General features: G+C 65.3%; 15 protein-coding genes, 2 tRNA genes and 1 pseudogene. 2 read left to right on the top strand and 16 right to left on the bottom strand.

What is annotated here, in order from left to right; genetic code table 11:
* Positions 1–120: 120 nt before the first annotated feature.
* From GZH52_RS03085 to GZH52_RS03050, 8 genes and pseudogenes are all read right to left on the bottom strand, one after another.
* Complete coding sequence (locus tag GZH52_RS03085) at positions 121–318, bottom strand: heavy-metal-associated domain-containing protein (protein ID WP_163315041.1); 198 nt, start codon at positions 316–318, stop codon at positions 121–123.
* Positions 319–511: 193 nt separating this feature from the next.
* Positions 512–964, bottom strand: a pseudogene (locus GZH52_RS03080) (IS5 family transposase); the annotation flags it as partial.
* Positions 965–1187: 223 nt separating this feature from the next.
* Entirely contained in the window at positions 1188–2204 is a 1017-nt protein-coding gene (locus tag GZH52_RS03075) for a site-specific integrase (RefSeq protein ID WP_163315040.1), read from the bottom strand.
* Between the two features lie 156 nt (positions 2205–2360).
* A complete protein-coding gene (locus tag GZH52_RS03070) occupies positions 2361–4040 on the bottom strand; it encodes a recombinase family protein (RefSeq protein ID WP_163315039.1) in 1680 nt (559 codons plus the stop codon).
* Entirely contained in the window at positions 4037–4216 is a 180-nt protein-coding gene (locus GZH52_RS03065; protein WP_163315038.1) for a hypothetical protein, read from the bottom strand. The genes GZH52_RS03070 and GZH52_RS03065 overlap by 4 nt, the downstream gene beginning before the upstream one ends.
* 12 nt (positions 4217–4228) lie before the next feature.
* The gene (locus GZH52_RS03060) at positions 4229–5242 is read right to left on the bottom strand and encodes a site-specific integrase (protein ID WP_163315037.1); all 1014 of its coding nucleotides are present in this window, start codon (positions 5240–5242) and stop codon (positions 4229–4231) included.
* Between the two features lie 158 nt (positions 5243–5400).
* Positions 5401–5476, bottom strand: a tRNA-Asn gene (locus GZH52_RS03055).
* A gap of 37 nt (positions 5477–5513) precedes the next feature.
* Positions 5514–5604 (bottom strand) — tRNA-Ser (locus GZH52_RS03050).
* A 213-nt stretch (positions 5605–5817) separates the two neighbouring features.
* Here GZH52_RS03050 and GZH52_RS03045 point away from each other — a divergent pair.
* Both GZH52_RS03045 and lolA read left to right on the top strand, forming a co-directional pair.
* The gene (locus GZH52_RS03045; protein ID WP_163315036.1) at positions 5818–7410 is read left to right on the top strand and encodes an NAD+ synthase; all 1593 of its coding nucleotides are present in this window, start codon (positions 5818–5820) and stop codon (positions 7408–7410) included.
* The gene (gene lolA, locus GZH52_RS03040; protein WP_163315035.1) at positions 7411–8019 is read left to right on the top strand and encodes an outer membrane lipoprotein periplasmic chaperone LolA; all 609 of its coding nucleotides are present in this window, start codon (positions 7411–7413) and stop codon (positions 8017–8019) included.
* A gap of 71 nt (positions 8020–8090) precedes the next feature.
* Here the strand turns inward: lolA and GZH52_RS03035 are convergent, their stop codons facing one another.
* From GZH52_RS03035 to GZH52_RS03000, 8 genes are all read right to left on the bottom strand, one after another.
* Positions 8091–9353: a dicarboxylate/amino acid:cation symporter gene (locus GZH52_RS03035; protein WP_163315034.1), complete on the bottom strand. Its 1263-nt coding sequence runs from the start codon at positions 9351–9353 to the stop codon at positions 8091–8093.
* Positions 9354–9487: 134 nt separating this feature from the next.
* A complete protein-coding gene (locus GZH52_RS03030) occupies positions 9488–10264 on the bottom strand; it encodes an MBL fold metallo-hydrolase (RefSeq protein ID WP_163315033.1) in 777 nt (258 codons plus the stop codon).
* Positions 10257–11030, bottom strand: coding sequence for a TatD family hydrolase (locus tag GZH52_RS03025; protein WP_163315032.1), 774 nt, complete (start codon positions 11028–11030; stop codon positions 10257–10259). Before GZH52_RS03025 ends, GZH52_RS03030 begins: the two co-directional genes overlap by 8 nt.
* A gap of 40 nt (positions 11031–11070) precedes the next feature.
* The gene (locus GZH52_RS03020; RefSeq protein WP_136553748.1) at positions 11071–11442 is read right to left on the bottom strand and encodes a PilZ domain-containing protein; all 372 of its coding nucleotides are present in this window, start codon (positions 11440–11442) and stop codon (positions 11071–11073) included.
* A 12-nt stretch (positions 11443–11454) separates the two neighbouring features.
* Positions 11455–12441: a DNA polymerase III subunit delta' gene (gene holB, locus GZH52_RS03015; RefSeq protein ID WP_163315031.1), complete on the bottom strand. Its 987-nt coding sequence runs from the start codon at positions 12439–12441 to the stop codon at positions 11455–11457.
* On the bottom strand, positions 12441–13061 hold the full coding sequence (gene tmk, locus GZH52_RS03010) for a dTMP kinase (RefSeq protein WP_203525599.1): 621 nt from the start codon (positions 13059–13061) through the stop codon (positions 12441–12443). The genes holB and tmk overlap by 1 nt, the downstream gene beginning before the upstream one ends.
* Complete coding sequence (gene mltG / locus GZH52_RS03005) at positions 13061–14053, bottom strand: endolytic transglycosylase MltG (protein ID WP_163315029.1); 993 nt, start codon at positions 14051–14053, stop codon at positions 13061–13063. The genes tmk and mltG overlap by 1 nt, the downstream gene beginning before the upstream one ends.
* A gap of 54 nt (positions 14054–14107) precedes the next feature.
* Positions 14108–14635, bottom strand: coding sequence for a DUF2946 family protein (locus tag GZH52_RS03000; RefSeq protein WP_163315028.1), 528 nt, complete (start codon positions 14633–14635; stop codon positions 14108–14110).
* Between the last annotated feature and the right edge of the window lie 4 nt (positions 14636–14639).

The raw sequence follows: 14639 nt of genomic DNA, 5'->3' as shown, positions 1-14639 counted from the left end.
GCCAGCATCGACCTTGCCATCATGGCAAGGTCAAGCCCTGGCGCTGCTTGGGGGATACGCCGCCGCCCATGCCAGCGCCCCTGTCGGCAGGGGCTGGTGATGGTACGGCTTGGCAGCGCTTCAGACGGAGCGGGCCGGGTAGCCGCTTTTGCCCAGTTGTTCGCACACGCTGGCCAGCGACGCAGTCGTTTCGATATGGGCCAGTCCGCTGGTACGGTCGATCTCGACGCGGACATTTTCGTCTAGTTGTTGCAAGGCGCGGGTCACTCGGGCGACGCAGCCGCCGCAATGGATATTGTCGATATGTAGCTGATGCATGGCGTGTCCTTTCGGTTGAGAACGGCCGGTGATCTGGCCGTGACTGCAGTCTGAACCTTGCCACCGTAGGAAGGTCAAGCTACAGATCCGAAGTAAATGTGATGGTCATCCTGACCATGGCGTTGATTGAGAACGTGTGGGGGCTTTGTTGCACAAATCACCTGAAGGCTAGCCCCCCCTTTCCCCAACGCAGTTACCCCACGCGCACAGTGAGCGGCCTGCTCAACTGCGTGAGGCGGTTGAGGAGTACCGCGCAAATCTGTCACTCTGCCGCTTGGCGTTCAAACGTTCGCGCCATGACGCGCTCACCCAGCCGTTTGAAGCAGCGTATCTTCGTTTCGACTAGGCTACGCCGGTGGTAGCCACTCCAGCGCTTCCAGAGGGTCGCTCCCAGTCTTCGGGTAGCACGTAGAATTTCGTTCCGCGCCCTAGCACCCGCGCCATCCTCCTTCCACGGTCGGCCATTCTTGCGAACCGGGATGATGGCTTCGGCGTGGCGTGCCGCAATGGCCGCGTGACAGGATTTGGTGTCGTACGCACCGTCGGCGCTGACGCTCGCAATCGCCTAGTCAGACGGGATCTACTTGAGTAGCTCTGGCAACATCGGGGCGTCACCCATGCCATTGCTGGTCACTTCGATCGCGCGGAATCCTCCGCTCTGCTTTGGCAGTCAGGTCAGCTCAACACCGTTTTGTATTGTTCTGGGAACCGGGTGATACAAATTTAATGCCGGAACGCAACGCAAATCTCCCTTATAAACGGCGGGATTTTCGTCCAGCCGGCGCTACAGGGACGGCGCATTGGCGGCTGTGCCGAGGTAAAACGGCCCCGAACACAGCTTGACCATACCGGACACACAGTTTGAAGGCTCAGTGCAGGCATGCCGCCGGCGGCGTGCGACCGATCGCCGCGTGCAGTTCGGCGATCTGTGGGTTGTAGTAGCGCATCGCCATCTGCAGGTTCTTCCAGCCGAACAGCTTGGCGAGGGTCTGCGGAGGCATCTGCGGCGCGCGCAGCGAAGCGGCCTCGTGCCGTAGATCGTGAAAGCGCAGCCCCTCGATGCCAGCGACCCCACAGGCCCGCTTGAACGCACGGTCCAAGCCCGAAGTGTCGTAGAAGTTGGGAATGACACGCAGGCCAGGCCGGGGCAATGCGGTCAGTACCGCCTCGGCTTTCTCCGACAAGGGCACCAGCCGCGCATCGCCGTTCTTGGTCTGCTCAAGTCTGACTGCGGCCGTAGCCAGGTCGACTTGCTTCCACTCCAGGCTCAGCAACTCGCCAGCGCGCATGCCTGTTTCCAGTGCAAGCTCGATACAGGCCTTCAACCAGGGTGCGGCCCGGCCACCCTGTGCGTCGATTGCCGCGAGCAGGCGCGCCAGTTCGCCCCGCTGTAGCCGACGCTCACGACCCGGTGACGCTTTGGGGCGGCTGATATTCTTCAGCTCGTGCACAAGGGGCAATGACCATTCGCGAATCGCAATGGTGTAGAGGTGAGAGAGCAGCGCGAGCTCCAGCCGCACAGTGCTCGGGCCCACCTGCTCAAGCCGCGCATTGCGGTAAGCCGCATAGTCGCAGGCCCGCAAGCCGGACATCGGGCGCAGCGCCAGTGGGTGGCGAAGCAGTTGCCTGATGCGATTGCCTTCCTGCACTGCTCCCCGCTTGCTAGGCGTCACCTCTTCGCCATAGCGGCGCAACAGATCTCCGAGGGTCAGCTTGTCGAGCAGGCGCAGATCCCGGAACTGGCCGAAGTCCATTCCCGACTCGACCATGCGGGCCCAGATCTCGGCTTCTTCTTGGCTTTCGAAAGTCCGGGTTTGCGTGGGGTAGCCCTTGCGGCGAATAATCACCTGGTACTGGTAAGGGCCACGATGGGTGATGCTTGCCATGCTGCTGCTCCAAAAGGTAGAGCAGACGTATAGCGAAGCTGCAGGAATTTCTACGCCCTTAATTGGCGGACGGATGGTTAAAGTTACCATCGCTGTCCCGACCACAAAAAACGGCGTGGTAATCACCCCGCCGTCCTGTTTGCCCCCGCCCGTGGCTTAGCTGGACAACACCTCCACCGACCAGTGCGTCCCCTTGTCGTTGCCAGCAGCGTCGCCGCGATGACGAGGCGTGTACTGCAGGCGGAAGCGCAGCGCCTGGCGGCCTTCGTCGACCTGTTCAGTACCGCTCGCCAATGCCAGAGCTGCGCCGGCGGCAAACTCGACGTAGAAGCGGGAGCAATAGCGCCCGCGTTTGCCGTCAAAACGCAGCACCGGGAACAGCCTGGCCAGCAGTGCACGCTTGCGCTCAGGCGCGAGGTCCGCCTGCAGCAGGGTGCCGAGCAGCACAGCTGGGTCGACCTGCAACTGCGCCTCGATCGCCTGGGCGTCGACCTGCAGTTGGGTGCTTTCCAGCTCTGCCAGCTCAGTCTTGCACGCGGCCACCTTGTCGCGCGTTTCCGCGTAGCGCTGCTCCAGCACGGGGTCTTCATCACTGATGCCAGTCAGCATGTGCGACAGCCGCGCCTGCGTGCGCTCCAACTGCACCAGCCGCTTGCGGCAGTCTTCCAACTGCTGGCGGGTGTCGCCGGTCAGCCGCAGTTGTAACGACGTGCGGAACGCTTCGACGAACGCAGGGGTGAGAAAACACTGCAGCATGTGGTTCAACAGAGTCTCGATACCAGCAACCGCGATGGTCTGCGTCTGATACGTACCACCCGCTTCCGATGACTGGCCGACCGTACAGTTCGCGCAGTACAGCGACTTCGCGCGCCGATGCGCCGACAGCACCAAGGTTCCGCCACAGCAGCCACAGCTGAACAGTCCGGCCAAAGCATGCTTGCCGCCGCCGTAACCGGTCCGGCTGTGCGTTTTCTGGTTGCAGCGATACCAGGTCTGGTCACTGACCAGGCGCAGCTCAGAGCGAGCAAACACCTCTTGCTCCACCTCAATGCCGCGTTTGGCCGCGCGCTTTGCGTAAGTCGTCGATCCGTGCCAAGTAAAGGTACCCCGGTAGATCGTATTGCTGAGCAGGTTGCGCACCCGCGCCGGCCGCCAATAGCCACCGTCCGACTTGCGCGCCATGCGGCTACAGGGGATCGCTTCGGTATTCAGCCAAGCCGCGATCTGATGCATCGATTGCCCAGCCTCCCGCCGCGCATACACTTCGCGCACGACCGCAGCTTCAGCCTCGTTGACCTGCCAGTGACTACCGACCCGGTTCCCAACATCGTCAAACTCCCGCTTGAGTTCGTAACCATAGGCCGGCGTCGCGATCATGTAGCCACGCAACAGTTGGCCGTACATGCCGCGACCAACCCTGTGGCGCAAGTTCCGGCCTTCCTGCTGTGCGATCATGCTCTGTAAGCCAAAGCGGATCTCCCAGCCCTGGCTGTGGCTATCCAGGCCGTCGCAACTGAGCATGCGCACCCGCCGGTTTTCCAGCAACTTCATCAACTGGGCCTGCTCTACCGGGTCGCGCGTCAGCCGCGAGGGTTCGTCGACGATGAATACGTTGAACGCCCCTTGCTGCCACGCCTTCTGGAACGCTTGGTAGCCTTCCCGCTTGTGTAAGGCGTGTGACTGGCCTGAGATGGCTGCGTCAGTGAAAATCAGCGCCTCATCGACTTCCAGCCCGTTTTGTTGGGCGAGTTCCCGGCAACGCCGGATCTGGTCGTCGAGCGACGTTTCGTTTTGCTTCTCGCACGAATAGCGCGCGTAAATCGCGACTTTTGTCATTCGCGATCTCCTTCTTGTTCGGACCCTTCCGGGATCAACGCTTGACGCTTGAGCTGCCGGCAGGCTAGTTCAGCCAACAGGTCAGCCAGTTCCCGCACGGCAGGCGACAGCTCGCTCGTGCGGTTGCTTCGTATAGCTTCGCCAGCAGAAAAGTCGCACTCATTTTTGAACGTCATGTTCGGTCCTCCTTACAGTCCGGCCGCCAGCGGCGCACGGCCGATCGCGGCGTGCAACTCAGCGATCTGCGGGTTGTAGTAGCGCATCGACATCTGCAAATTTCGCCAGCCGAACAACTTAGCGAGCGTCTGGGGCGTGACGTGCGGGGCGCGCCGCGATGCGGCTTCATGACGTAGATCGTGGAAACGCAGCCCCTCGATCCCTGCCCGCAGGCAGGCGCGTTTGAAGGCGCGATCCAGGCCAGAGGTGTCGTAGAAGTTGGGGATGACGCGCAGTTCGGGCCGGGGCAAGGCAGCCAACACCGACTCAGCATGTTCGGACAGCGGCACCAGCCGGCTGGTACCGTTCTTGGTCTGTTCCAGCTTGATGACCGCCGAAACCAGGTCGACCTGCCGCCATTCAAGGCTCAGGATCTCGCCGGCACGCATACCCGTTTCCAAAGCCAGCTCAATACAGGCCCGAAGCCAGGGTGCGGCCTGGCCGCCCTGATCTTCGATCGCAGACAGCAGGCGCGACAGCTCACCTCGTTGCAGGCGGCGCTCACGGCCAGGAGCCGCCTTGGGACGACTGACCTTATGCAGCTCATGCTCCATCGGCAGCGACCACTCGCGGATCGCTACCGTGTACAAATGGGAAAGCAGCGCGAGTTCCAGGCGCACGGTGTTAGGACCGACCCGCTCAAGGCGCTCATTGCGATAGGCAGCAAAATCGCACGCGCGTAACGTGGACATCGGTCGCAGCGAGAGCGGGTGCCTGAGCAGTTGCTTGATGCGATTGCCTTCAGCGACAGCACCACGCTTTGTCGGCGTAACTTCATCACCATAACGCTGCAACAAATCGCCTAGAGTGAGTTGGCCGAGCGGGCGCAGATCGTGGAACTGGCCCAGGTCTATTTTCGACTCAACGCTGCGTGCCCAAGCCTCGGCAGCAGCACGTGTCTCAAAGGTGCGGGTTTGTGAGGGGTAGCCCTTGCGGCGAATGATCGCCTGAACCTGATCGGGGCCCCGTCGGAGGATGCTTGCCATACTGATCCTCCATAAGTGGATGTGCGTATAGCGAAGCTGCAGTGCGGAAGGGGGCGGGAAATTTGCAGCAGGCTGCAACGAGTGCAGCAAAAATGCAGCAAAAAAGGCGGCACAAAGCAAAAAGCCCACCTAATGGCGGGCTAAATGCTTGAATCTATTGGCTCCCCGAGCAGGGCTCGAACCTGCGACCTGCGGATTAACAGTCCGTCGCTCTACCAACTGAGCTATCAGGGAACAAAACCAGTTTCGCGCTACACGCAAAACTTTAAACTGGCGGAGAGGGGGGGATTCGAACCCCCGTCAGGGTATTACCCTGAACACGCTTTCCAGGCGTGCGACTTAAACCACTCATCCACCTCTCCAGGTGCTCCGACTCGCCGGTTGACAGCGTTTCGTCGTCAGAGGCTGCGCATTGTATAGGCCATTTTTTTACAAGGCAAGGCTTTTGTGAAATTTCCTGAAAAAAACCCGAGATTGCGATGTTTTGCCGTTGAGCCGAGGCGCCGCCCGCGCGCCCGCCGGCCGGGTAAAACGGGGTAGAATGGCGCGTCTACTTCACTCTGCCGCCCTGCCCCATGCGCATCGCCCTTGCCCAGTTCAACCCCGTCGTCGGTGATATCGCCGGCAACACCCGCAGGATCCTCGAGCTCGCCCGCGAGGCGATGGCCGCCGGCGCCGACGTGCTGGTGACGCCGGAGCTGGCACTCACCGGCTACAGCCCGGAAGACCTGCTGCTGCGCGGCCACTTCTTCCGCGCGGTCAGCGCGGCGATGGATGAGCTCTTGGAACTGGACGGCATCACGCTGGTGATCGGCCACCCGGTGCGGCTGGGCGCGGAAACCTTCAATGCGGCGACCGTGCTGCGCGACGGCAACCGCCTGGGCCAGTACCACAAGATGCTGCTGCCGAACGACCAGGTATTCGACGAGTGTCGCTACTTCACGCCGGGCGCGGCGCCTTTGGTGTTCGAGCAGGACGGCGTGAAGCTGGGCGTATTGATCTGCGAGGACATCTGGTCGGTCGAGCCGGCCGCCGAGGCGGCCGACGCCGGCGCCCAGGTGCTTATCACGCTCAACGCGTCGCCGTTCCACCGCGACAAGGTCGCCACCCGCCAGGAAACCGCGCGCTACCGCGTGCAGGAGACCGGCCTGCCGCTCATCTACGTGAACCTGGTTGGCGGCCAGGACGAACTGGTGTTCGACGGCGCGTCGTTCGCGCTGGATGCCGCAGGCGAAGTCGCGGTGCAGGCGCCGGCGTACGACGAGGCGCTGGTCTACGTCGACGTCGACAACGGCCGGCTGCAGCCGGGCGACCAGGCTGCCCTGCCCGCGCCGACCGAGAGCGTGTACCGCGCGCTGGTGACCGGCGTGCGCGACTACATCGGCAAGAACGGCTTTGCCGGCGCGCTGCTCGGCCTCTCCGGCGGCGTCGACTCGGCGCTGACGCTGGCGGTGGCCGTCGACGCGCTCGGCGCGGACAAGGTGCACGCGGTGATGATGCCCAGCCGCTACACCGCCGACATCTCGCTGATCGACTCGCGCGACATGGTGAAGCGGCTTAACGTGCGCTACGACGAGATCGACATCTGGCCGACTTACGAGAGCTTCATGGCGGCGCTCTCGCCAGCCTTCGCGGGCCTGGCGGCCGACACTACCGAAGAGAACCTGCAGGCGCGCATCCGCGGCACCTTGCTGATGGCGCTCTCCAACAAGAGCGGTAAGCTGGTGCTGACCACCGGCAACAAGTCGGAGATGACCACCGGCTACTGCACGCTATACGGCGACATGGCCGGCGGCTTCGCCGTACTGAAAGACGTCGCCAAGACGCTGGTGTTCGAGCTGTGCCGCTGGCGCAATACGGTGGGCGAAGTGATCCCCGAGCGCATCATTACCCGCCCGCCGTCGGCCGAACTGCGTCCCGACCAGAAAGACCAGGACAGCCTGCCGCCTTACGAAGTGCTCGACGCGATCATGCAGCGCTACGTCGAGGAGAACCACTCGAGCGAGGAGATCATCGCCGAGGGCTTTGCCGAGGCCGACGTGCGCCGCGTGGTGCGCCTCTTGAAGATCAACGAATACAAGCGCCGCCAGGCGCCGGTCGGGCCGCGCATCACCCAGCGCGCGTTCGGCAAGGACTGGCGCTACCCGATCACCAACCGGTTCAGCTAAATGAAGAAACCCCTGCTTTTGATGCCGCTGTTGGCGGCGCTGGCGCTGCCCGCGCACGCGGCGGCCGTCGCCCAGCTCAAGGCCTTCGTCGCCGGCACCCGCACCGTGTCGGCACAGTTCGAACAGACCGTCACCAGCCAGGGGCGGCAGGAGCGCGCGCACGGCACGCTGGAGATCTCGCGCCCGGGCAAGTTCCGCTGGAGCTACGCCAAGCCCTACGAGCAGCTGATCGTCGGCGACGGCAAGCGACTGTGGATCTACGACAAGGAGCTTGCGCAGGTCACCAGCCGCGCACTCGATGCGGCGCTGGGTTCGAGCCCGGCGGCGCTGTTGGCCGGCGACAATGCGATCGAGGCCAACTACAAGCTGCGCGAAGCCGGCAAGCAAGGCGGCATCGAGTGGCTGGTCGCCACGCCGCGCCTGGCCGACAGCGGTTTTTCGTCGCTGAAGATGGGCTTTGCCGGCAATACGCTCAAAGAAATGCAGCTGACCGACAGCTTCGGCAACGTCACCGACATCCGCTTTGACGCGCTGAAGAAGAACCCGCCGCTGGCGGCCGACCGCTTCCGCTTTGCCGCGCCGCCCGGCGTCGACGTGCTGAGCGAATAAGCGCAAGCCTCCACAAGAAAACAGCCCGGCCGCTTGCGCGTGCCGGGCTGTTTTTATGTGTGAAGCCGTGTTCAGGCGTTCTCGGTGGCCGCCTCCGCCAGCGCAGGCTCGATATCACCCGCGTAGACGTCGCGTTCCAATTCGCCCTCGCTCTTGGCGACCAGCACCGCGGAGAGGGTGTCGCCGGAGACGTTGGTCGGCGTGTTGATCATGTCGATGATGCGGTCGACCGCGGCGATGGCGGCGATCACTTCCAGCGGCAGGCCGACCGACGCGAGCACCAGGCTCATCACCACCAGGCCCGTACCCGGCACGCCGGCGGCGCCGATCGCGGCCAGCGTGGTGGTCAGCACCACGGTGACCTTCTGCATCAGCGTCAGCTCGATCCCGTAGGCGTTGGCGGCGAAGATCGCCACCGCGCCCAGGTAGGTCGCCAGGCCGTTCATATTGATGGTCGCGCCCAGCGGCAGCACGAAGGACGCGATGCTGTTGTGCACGCCGAGCTTCTCTTCGGCCACCTGCATGTTCAGCGGCAGCGTCGCGTTCGAGCTGGTGGTCGAGAACGCGAACAGCTGCACCGGCAGCATCTTGCGGATGAAGTGCCACGGGTTGAGGCCAAACACGGTCAGCAACAGCGCGTAGACGACGACAAGCATGGTCAGGCACGCCAGATAAATGGTGCCGACCAGCGCCGCGAGTTCGGACAGGATCGCGAAGCCGTTGTCGGCGGTCACGTACGCCATCAGCGCGAACACGCCGTACGGCGCGAACGACAGCGCGATGTTCACCAGCTGGAACACCACGTGGTTGAGCGAACGGAAGAAGTCGGCGACCACCTCGCCCTGCTTGCCGGCCAGGTTGATCGACAGGCCGAAGAAGATCGCGAACACGATCACCGGCAGGATGGCGCCGTCGGCGAAGGCCTTGAACGGGTTGGACGGCACGATGGCCATGATGGTGTCGACGAAGGACGGCACTTCGGCCACCTTGGCCACCGCCGGCACTTCGTAGCCCAGCCCCTGGCCGATGCCGAAGAAGCTGGCCAGCGTCATCGACAGCGCGCCGGCGGCGGCCATCGTCACCATGTAGATCAGCAGGGTCTTGCCTGCGACGCGGCCCATCTTTTTCAGGTCGCGCATTGCGGTCACGCCGCACACCAGCGACACGAAGATCACCGGCATCACGACCATGCGGATCAGGGTGATAAACAGGTCGCCGACCGGCTTGAGGACCATCGCCCAATCGCCGGCGACAAAGCCGGTGGCGACGCCCAGCACCAGGCCAAGCAGGATCTTGGCCCACATGGGCAGGGGCGCCCGGGATGCCTTGCTCATTTTCTCCACTCCCTCTTGTTCGGTTCTGAATACCCGAATGTAGTGGGGAGCATCACCCGCCGTCAACTTTGAAAGCGATTGCTATTGGCATAACAGACCAAAAAAACGCTTTAAATAGCAATCGAGTAGCGCAATCAGCCAATCCTGAAGTCGAAAGATGCGCCGTCGTACGCCACCTCGACGCCGCGCGGACAGCGTGCGGACAAGGCGTGGTAGTCGAGCTCGTGCGTCATGTGGATGAGCACGGTGCGCTCGGCGCCCAGGCATTCGGCCCACGCCAAAGCCTCGTCCACCGACAGGTGCGAGGGGTAGGGGCGCTCGCGCAGGCAGTCGAGGAACAACAGGCGCACGCCGGAGAGCAGCGCGACGCTGTCGCCGGGGATGTCGGAGACGTCGGTCAACCAAGCCATGTCGCCGATGCGCCAGCCGGTACACGGCCAGCTGCCGTGCCTGAGCGGCACCGGCGTCACCACCGTCGTGCCCAGCGAGAACGCCCCGTCGACGTCGTGCGGCACCAGCACCGGCTTGTCCCAAACCGGCGTCGCCGGCATCAGCGTGTAGCCGAAGCGGGTACGGATGTTCTCCATGGTGAAGGCGTTGCCGAACAGGTCGATCGGGCCGCGCTTCACATAGCAGAACGCACGCAAGTCGTCGATGCCGCCCAGGTGGTCGGCGTGCGGGTGCGTGTAGAGCACCGCGTCGACGCGGGTAATCCCCTCGCGCAGCGCCTGCGCGCGCAGGTCCGGCCCGGTGTCGATCAGCACGCCTGCGCCGGGCAGTTCGACGTAGGCCGAGCAGCGGGTGCGGCGGTTCTTCGGGTCGGCCGACACGCAGGTCGGACAGGTACAGCCGATCGCCGGCGTGCCGGAACTCGACCCGCAGCCGAGGACGGTGATGCGGCCCTTAAGCACGGCGCGCCTTGGCGAACAACCGGAAGAAGTTGTCGGTGCTCGCCTCGCCGATCGCCTCGGCGCTCACCCCGCGCAGGGTGGCGATATGCTCGGCGACATGCGCGACATAGGCCGGTTCGTTGGTCTTGCCGCGGTACGGCACCGGCGCGAGGTAGGGCGAGTCGGTCTCGATCAGCAGCCTATCCAGCGGCACCTTCTGCGCGACCTCGTGGATCTGCTTGGCGTTCTTGAAGGTGACGATGCCGGAGAACGAGATGTAGAAGCCCAGGTCGAGCGCGGCGCGCGCGACGTCCCAGTTCTCGGTGAAGCAGTGCATCACGCCGCCCGCCTCCCCCGCGTTTTCATCGCGCATCAGGGCGAGGGTGTCATCGGCCGACTCGCGGGTGTGGATCACCAGCGGCAAGCCTGCGCGGCGCGCGGCGCGGATATGGCGCGCGAAGCGCTCGTGCTGCCAGGCAAGGTCCCCCTTGCACCAGTGGTAGTCGAGGCCGGTCTCGCCGACGCCGACCACCTTGGGGTGCGCCGCGTACGCGACCAGCTCGTCTTCGCTGGGGGTGAACGCGTCCTTGCTGTCCGGGTGCACGCCGACGGTGGCGAACAACGCGTCGTTCTGCTCGGCGAGCGCGAGCACGTCGGGGTAGGTATCCATCGCGACGCCGATCACCACCGCGTGCGTCACCCGCGCCGCGCGCATATTGGCAAGGACCTCGGGCAGGCGAGCCGCGAGGTCGGGGAAATTCAGGTGGCAGTGCGAATCGACGTACATGGCAGGCCCGGTATCGCCGCCTCGCGGGCGGCGGTATGCATTACATGGTGTGGGTGGTACGGCTCGAATTGAGCACGCCGCCCAGCAGTTTCTCGATCTTGTCGCGCGCCTGGCTGCCGGCTTCGTCGGCAGCGAACTCGACGCCGATGCCCTGCGTGCGGTTGTTGTTGGCGCCGGCGGGGGTGATCCACACCACCTTGCCCTTGACGGCAACCTTGGCCGGCTCGTCCATCAGCGTCAGCAACAGGAACACCTCGTCGCCCAGCTGGTACTCGCGCGCGGACGGAATGAAGATGCCGCCGTTGCCGACGAAGGGCATGTAGGCGGCGAACAAGGCGCTCCGCTCGCGGATCGACAGCGACAGCACGCCGGCCCGACCGGCGTCGGCACGCTCTGGGGCGTTGGCTTCCATGCTAGGTCTCCTTCAGGCAAAAACCTTCAGATACTCCATCAACAGCGCCTCAAGCTGCAAGCGCACGTTGAGCGTGTGTTGCCCGAACGGCACCAGTCGGGTCAGCGCGTCCTGGCAGCGCATCAGCGCGGCAAGGTTGGCGCGCCTTGCCAGCAGCGCCACCGCGTCCGCCTCGTCCGGATGGTAGCGCACGCGGTGCGCGAGCCTTTGCGCGGCGATGTCGGCGAGCCACTTGGCGAGCCATTCCAGGGGCTGCGCGAGCGGCAGCTTGTGGCGGTCGACCTCCTCGGCGGCGGCAAGCACGCCGACCAGCGTCGGCGTCTTCAGCGCGGACAGGAACTGCGCGCGCAAGCGGTACAGCGCCTCGTCGTGCTCGAACACCGGCGCGCCGCCGTGCCAGGCCAGCTCCGCCTCGGCGTGGGCAACGCCCTGCGACTTGAGCCAGGCGAGCGCGACCTCGTGCGACGGGCGCGACAGCGAAAACTTGCGGCAACGGCTGCGGATGGTCGGCAACAGCCGCTGCGGGCGGTCGGCGACCAGCAGGAACACCGTGTTGTCCGGCGGCTCCTCGAGCACCTTGAGGATGGCGTTGGCGGCGGCGAGGTTCAGCTTTTCGGCCGGATCGACCAGTACCACGCGGCGGCCGTGCCGGTGCGCGGTCAGCTGCGAGAACTCGATGATCTCGCGCACCGCCTCGATCTTGATCTGGGACAGCTTGCGGGCGCTCTTGCCGCCCTCCTCCTTGCCCTCGTCGGCGGCTTCCGGGCACAGGTGGCGAAAATCGGGGTGGGTACCGCTGGCGAGCCAGCGGCAGGACTCGCAGCGGCCGCAGCCGCGCCCGTCTGCCAGCGGCGTGTCGCACAGCAGCGCGCGGGCGAGCGAATACGCGAAGTCGACCTTGCCGATGCCCTCGGGACCGGTCAACAGCCACGCGTTGGGCAGGCTGTCGAACTCGCGCACGATGCGCCGCCAGTCGTCCTCTTGCCACGGGTAGCGCATCAGGCCTGCTCCACGCAGCGGGCCAGCAGTACGGCCAGTTCGCGCTGGATCGCGTCTATCGGCTGCGTCGAGTCGATCACCACGAAGCGCGGGTCGGCCTTGGCGCGCGCAAGGTAGGCGTCGCGCACCCGGCGGTGGAAGTCGGCCGCCTCGCGCTCGAAGCGGTCGAGGCTGCGGCTCGCGGCCATGCGCGCGGCGGCCACCTCGGTCGGCACGTCAAACAGCAGGGTCAAGTCCGGCTGCAAGCCGCGCTGCACCCATTCTTCCAGCACCTCGATGCGTCCGGCGGCCAGGCCTCGCCCGCCGCCCTGGTAGGCGAAGGTGGCGTCGGTGAAACGGTCGGATACCACCCAGCGCCCGGCTTCCAGCGCAGGACGGATCACCTCGGCCAGGTGCTCTTCGCGCGCGGCGAACATCAACAGCGTCTCCGCCTCCAGCGACACCCGGGTGTCGACCGCAAGCAGCAGTTCGCGCAGGCGCTCGCCAAGCGCGGTGCCGCCGGGTTCGCGGGTAAACAGCGCGTCGACGCCCAGCTGCGCGAGGGTGTCGCGGATGAACGAGAGATGGGTGCTCTTGCCGGCACCGTCCACGCCTTCGAGCGTGATGAAACGCGCGCGCATCACTCGCCTTTCTTCAGGATGAACTTGCGGACCGCCGCGTTGTGCTCGGGCAGCGATTCGGAAAAATGGGTGGTACCGTCGCCACGCGCGACGAAATACAGCGCGCGGCTCTCGATGGGCTGGGCGGCGGCCATCAGCGCCGCCTGCCCCGGCAGCGCGATCGGCGTCGGCGGCAGCCCGGCGCGGGTGTAGGTGTTGTACGGCGTGTCGCGGCGCAGGCCTTCCTTGCCGATGCGGCCCTGGTAGCGCTCGCCCATGCCGTAGATCACCGACGGGTCGGTCTGCAGGCGCATGCCGATCTTCAGGCGGTTGACGAACACCGACGCCACCTGCGGGCGGTCGGCCTCCTTCGACGTCTCCTTCTCGATCAGGCTCGCCATGATCAGCATCTCGTACGGGTTCGAGTACGGCAGCCCTTCCTCGCGTGCATCCCACGCGCTTTGCAGGTGCTGCTGCATGGTGCGGTACGCGCGGCGCATCACGTCGACGTCCGAGCTGCCGGGCACGAAGAAATAGGTGCTCGGGAAGAACATGCCCTCGGCCGGCTGCCCGGTCGCGCCAAGCTCGGCCATGACCCGCTCCTCGCTCCAGAGAGCACTCACCGGCTTGAGGTCCTTCTCCCGTGCGAGCGCCTGGCGGAACTGGCGGAAGGTCCAGCCCTCGATCACCGTCACGCTGGGCTGGTCCGGGCTGCCTTCGGAGAGGCGGCGCAGGATCTGCCACATCGCGACCGGGCTCGAGAACTCGTAGAGGCCGGCCTTGAGCTTGCGGTCGGCGCCGCTGGCGCGCGCCAGTGCGACCATCACCCAGCGGTTGCGGATCGCGCCCTCGTCCTCCAGCGTGCGGGCGACTTGTGACAGCGTGCGGTTGGGGCCGACGGTCACGCTGTACGGCGAGGTCGGCAGGGATACCGGCACGGCGACGACCCAGGCGAGCCAGAGGGCGCCGGCAGCCAGAAGCGCGGCGAGCGTACGGATGAACAGGGAACGCATCAGGCGGAATACGGATCGGGTGGAAAATATGGCTGCAATGATACCACCACGCGGCTAGGGCCCGCGCGGCGTCAGTTGCAGGGCAAAGCGCACGGCAAGCGCATCGGCCGCACAGCACGCGAGCGGCACGCGCTGCCCGTCAAGTTCTACGGCGGCAGGCAGCGTCGCCTCGTCGCCGTTCCAGCCGGGCAGGATTTCGTCGGCAAGCGACACCAGCTCCCGGTCGTCAACGAGCGCGAGCGAGCCTGCGAACGCGGCGTAGAGCTCGCCGTCGGGGGTGAGCCACAGCGCGTCAACGCTACCCGTCGCGCCGTCCGGCTCGGCGCGCCACAGGCCCGCTTCGCGGCGGATCACCCTTGGGGCGCACGCGCACGCGACGAACACCTGCTGCGGGCCGTTCTGCACGTAGGCGCGCCCCGCCGCATCAATCGCGTAGTTGCGCGCGAGAAAACCCGTGAGCGCGGCGTTAGCCACCCGCTCGCCCTTGAGCCACCACCGCCCGCGCGCGTCCAGCGCGAGAAAGCCGTACACCGCCGGCACGTCCGGCCACTTGGCCATCGCGGCCAGCACCATCGCGTCCATCGCT

The organism is Crenobacter caeni, assembly GCF_010435965.1.
GTDB classification, from domain to species: domain Bacteria; phylum Pseudomonadota; class Gammaproteobacteria; order Burkholderiales; family Chromobacteriaceae; genus Craterilacuibacter; species Craterilacuibacter caeni.
The sequence above is the reverse complement of the archived record's forward strand: the minus strand, read 5'-3'. Positions and strand labels throughout refer to the sequence as shown.

What these genes read in the sequence shown, in the direction of transcription:
- GZH52_RS03045 (WP_163315036.1), top strand. Translation starts at nt 5,818, where the DNA reads ATGCGCATCGCCCTTGCCCAGTTCAACCCCGTCGTCGGTGATATCGCC.
- GZH52_RS03020 (WP_136553748.1), bottom strand. Translation starts at nt 11,442, where the DNA reads ATGGAAGCCAACGCCCCAGAGCGTGCCGACGCCGGTCGGGCCGGCGTG.
- GZH52_RS03070 (WP_163315039.1), bottom strand. Translation starts at nt 4,040, where the DNA reads ATGACAAAAGTCGCGATTTACGCGCGCTATTCGTGCGAGAAGCAAAAC.
- GZH52_RS03000 (WP_163315028.1), bottom strand. Translation starts at nt 14,635, where the DNA reads ATGGACGCGATGGTGCTGGCCGCGATGGCCAAGTGGCCGGACGTGCCG.
- GZH52_RS03060 (WP_163315037.1), bottom strand. Translation starts at nt 5,242, where the DNA reads ATGGCAAGCATCCTCCGACGGGGCCCCGATCAGGTTCAGGCGATCATT.
- GZH52_RS03075 (WP_163315040.1), bottom strand. Translation starts at nt 2,204, where the DNA reads ATGGCAAGCATCACCCATCGTGGCCCTTACCAGTACCAGGTGATTATT.
- GZH52_RS03025 (WP_163315032.1), bottom strand. Translation starts at nt 11,030, where the DNA reads ATGTACGTCGATTCGCACTGCCACCTGAATTTCCCCGACCTCGCGGCT.
- tmk (WP_203525599.1), bottom strand. Translation starts at nt 13,061, where the DNA reads ATGCGCGCGCGTTTCATCACGCTCGAAGGCGTGGACGGTGCCGGCAAG.
- holB (WP_163315031.1), bottom strand. Translation starts at nt 12,441, where the DNA reads ATGCGCTACCCGTGGCAAGAGGACGACTGGCGGCGCATCGTGCGCGAG.
- mltG (WP_163315029.1), bottom strand. Translation starts at nt 14,053, where the DNA reads ATGCGTTCCCTGTTCATCCGTACGCTCGCCGCGCTTCTGGCTGCCGGC.
- GZH52_RS03035 (WP_163315034.1), bottom strand. Translation starts at nt 9,353, where the DNA reads ATGAGCAAGGCATCCCGGGCGCCCCTGCCCATGTGGGCCAAGATCCTG.
- GZH52_RS03065 (WP_163315038.1), bottom strand. Translation starts at nt 4,216, where the DNA reads ATGACGTTCAAAAATGAGTGCGACTTTTCTGCTGGCGAAGCTATACGA.
- GZH52_RS03085 (WP_163315041.1), bottom strand. Translation starts at nt 318, where the DNA reads ATGCATCAGCTACATATCGACAATATCCATTGCGGCGGCTGCGTCGCC.
- lolA (WP_163315035.1), top strand. Translation starts at nt 7,411, where the DNA reads ATGAAGAAACCCCTGCTTTTGATGCCGCTGTTGGCGGCGCTGGCGCTG.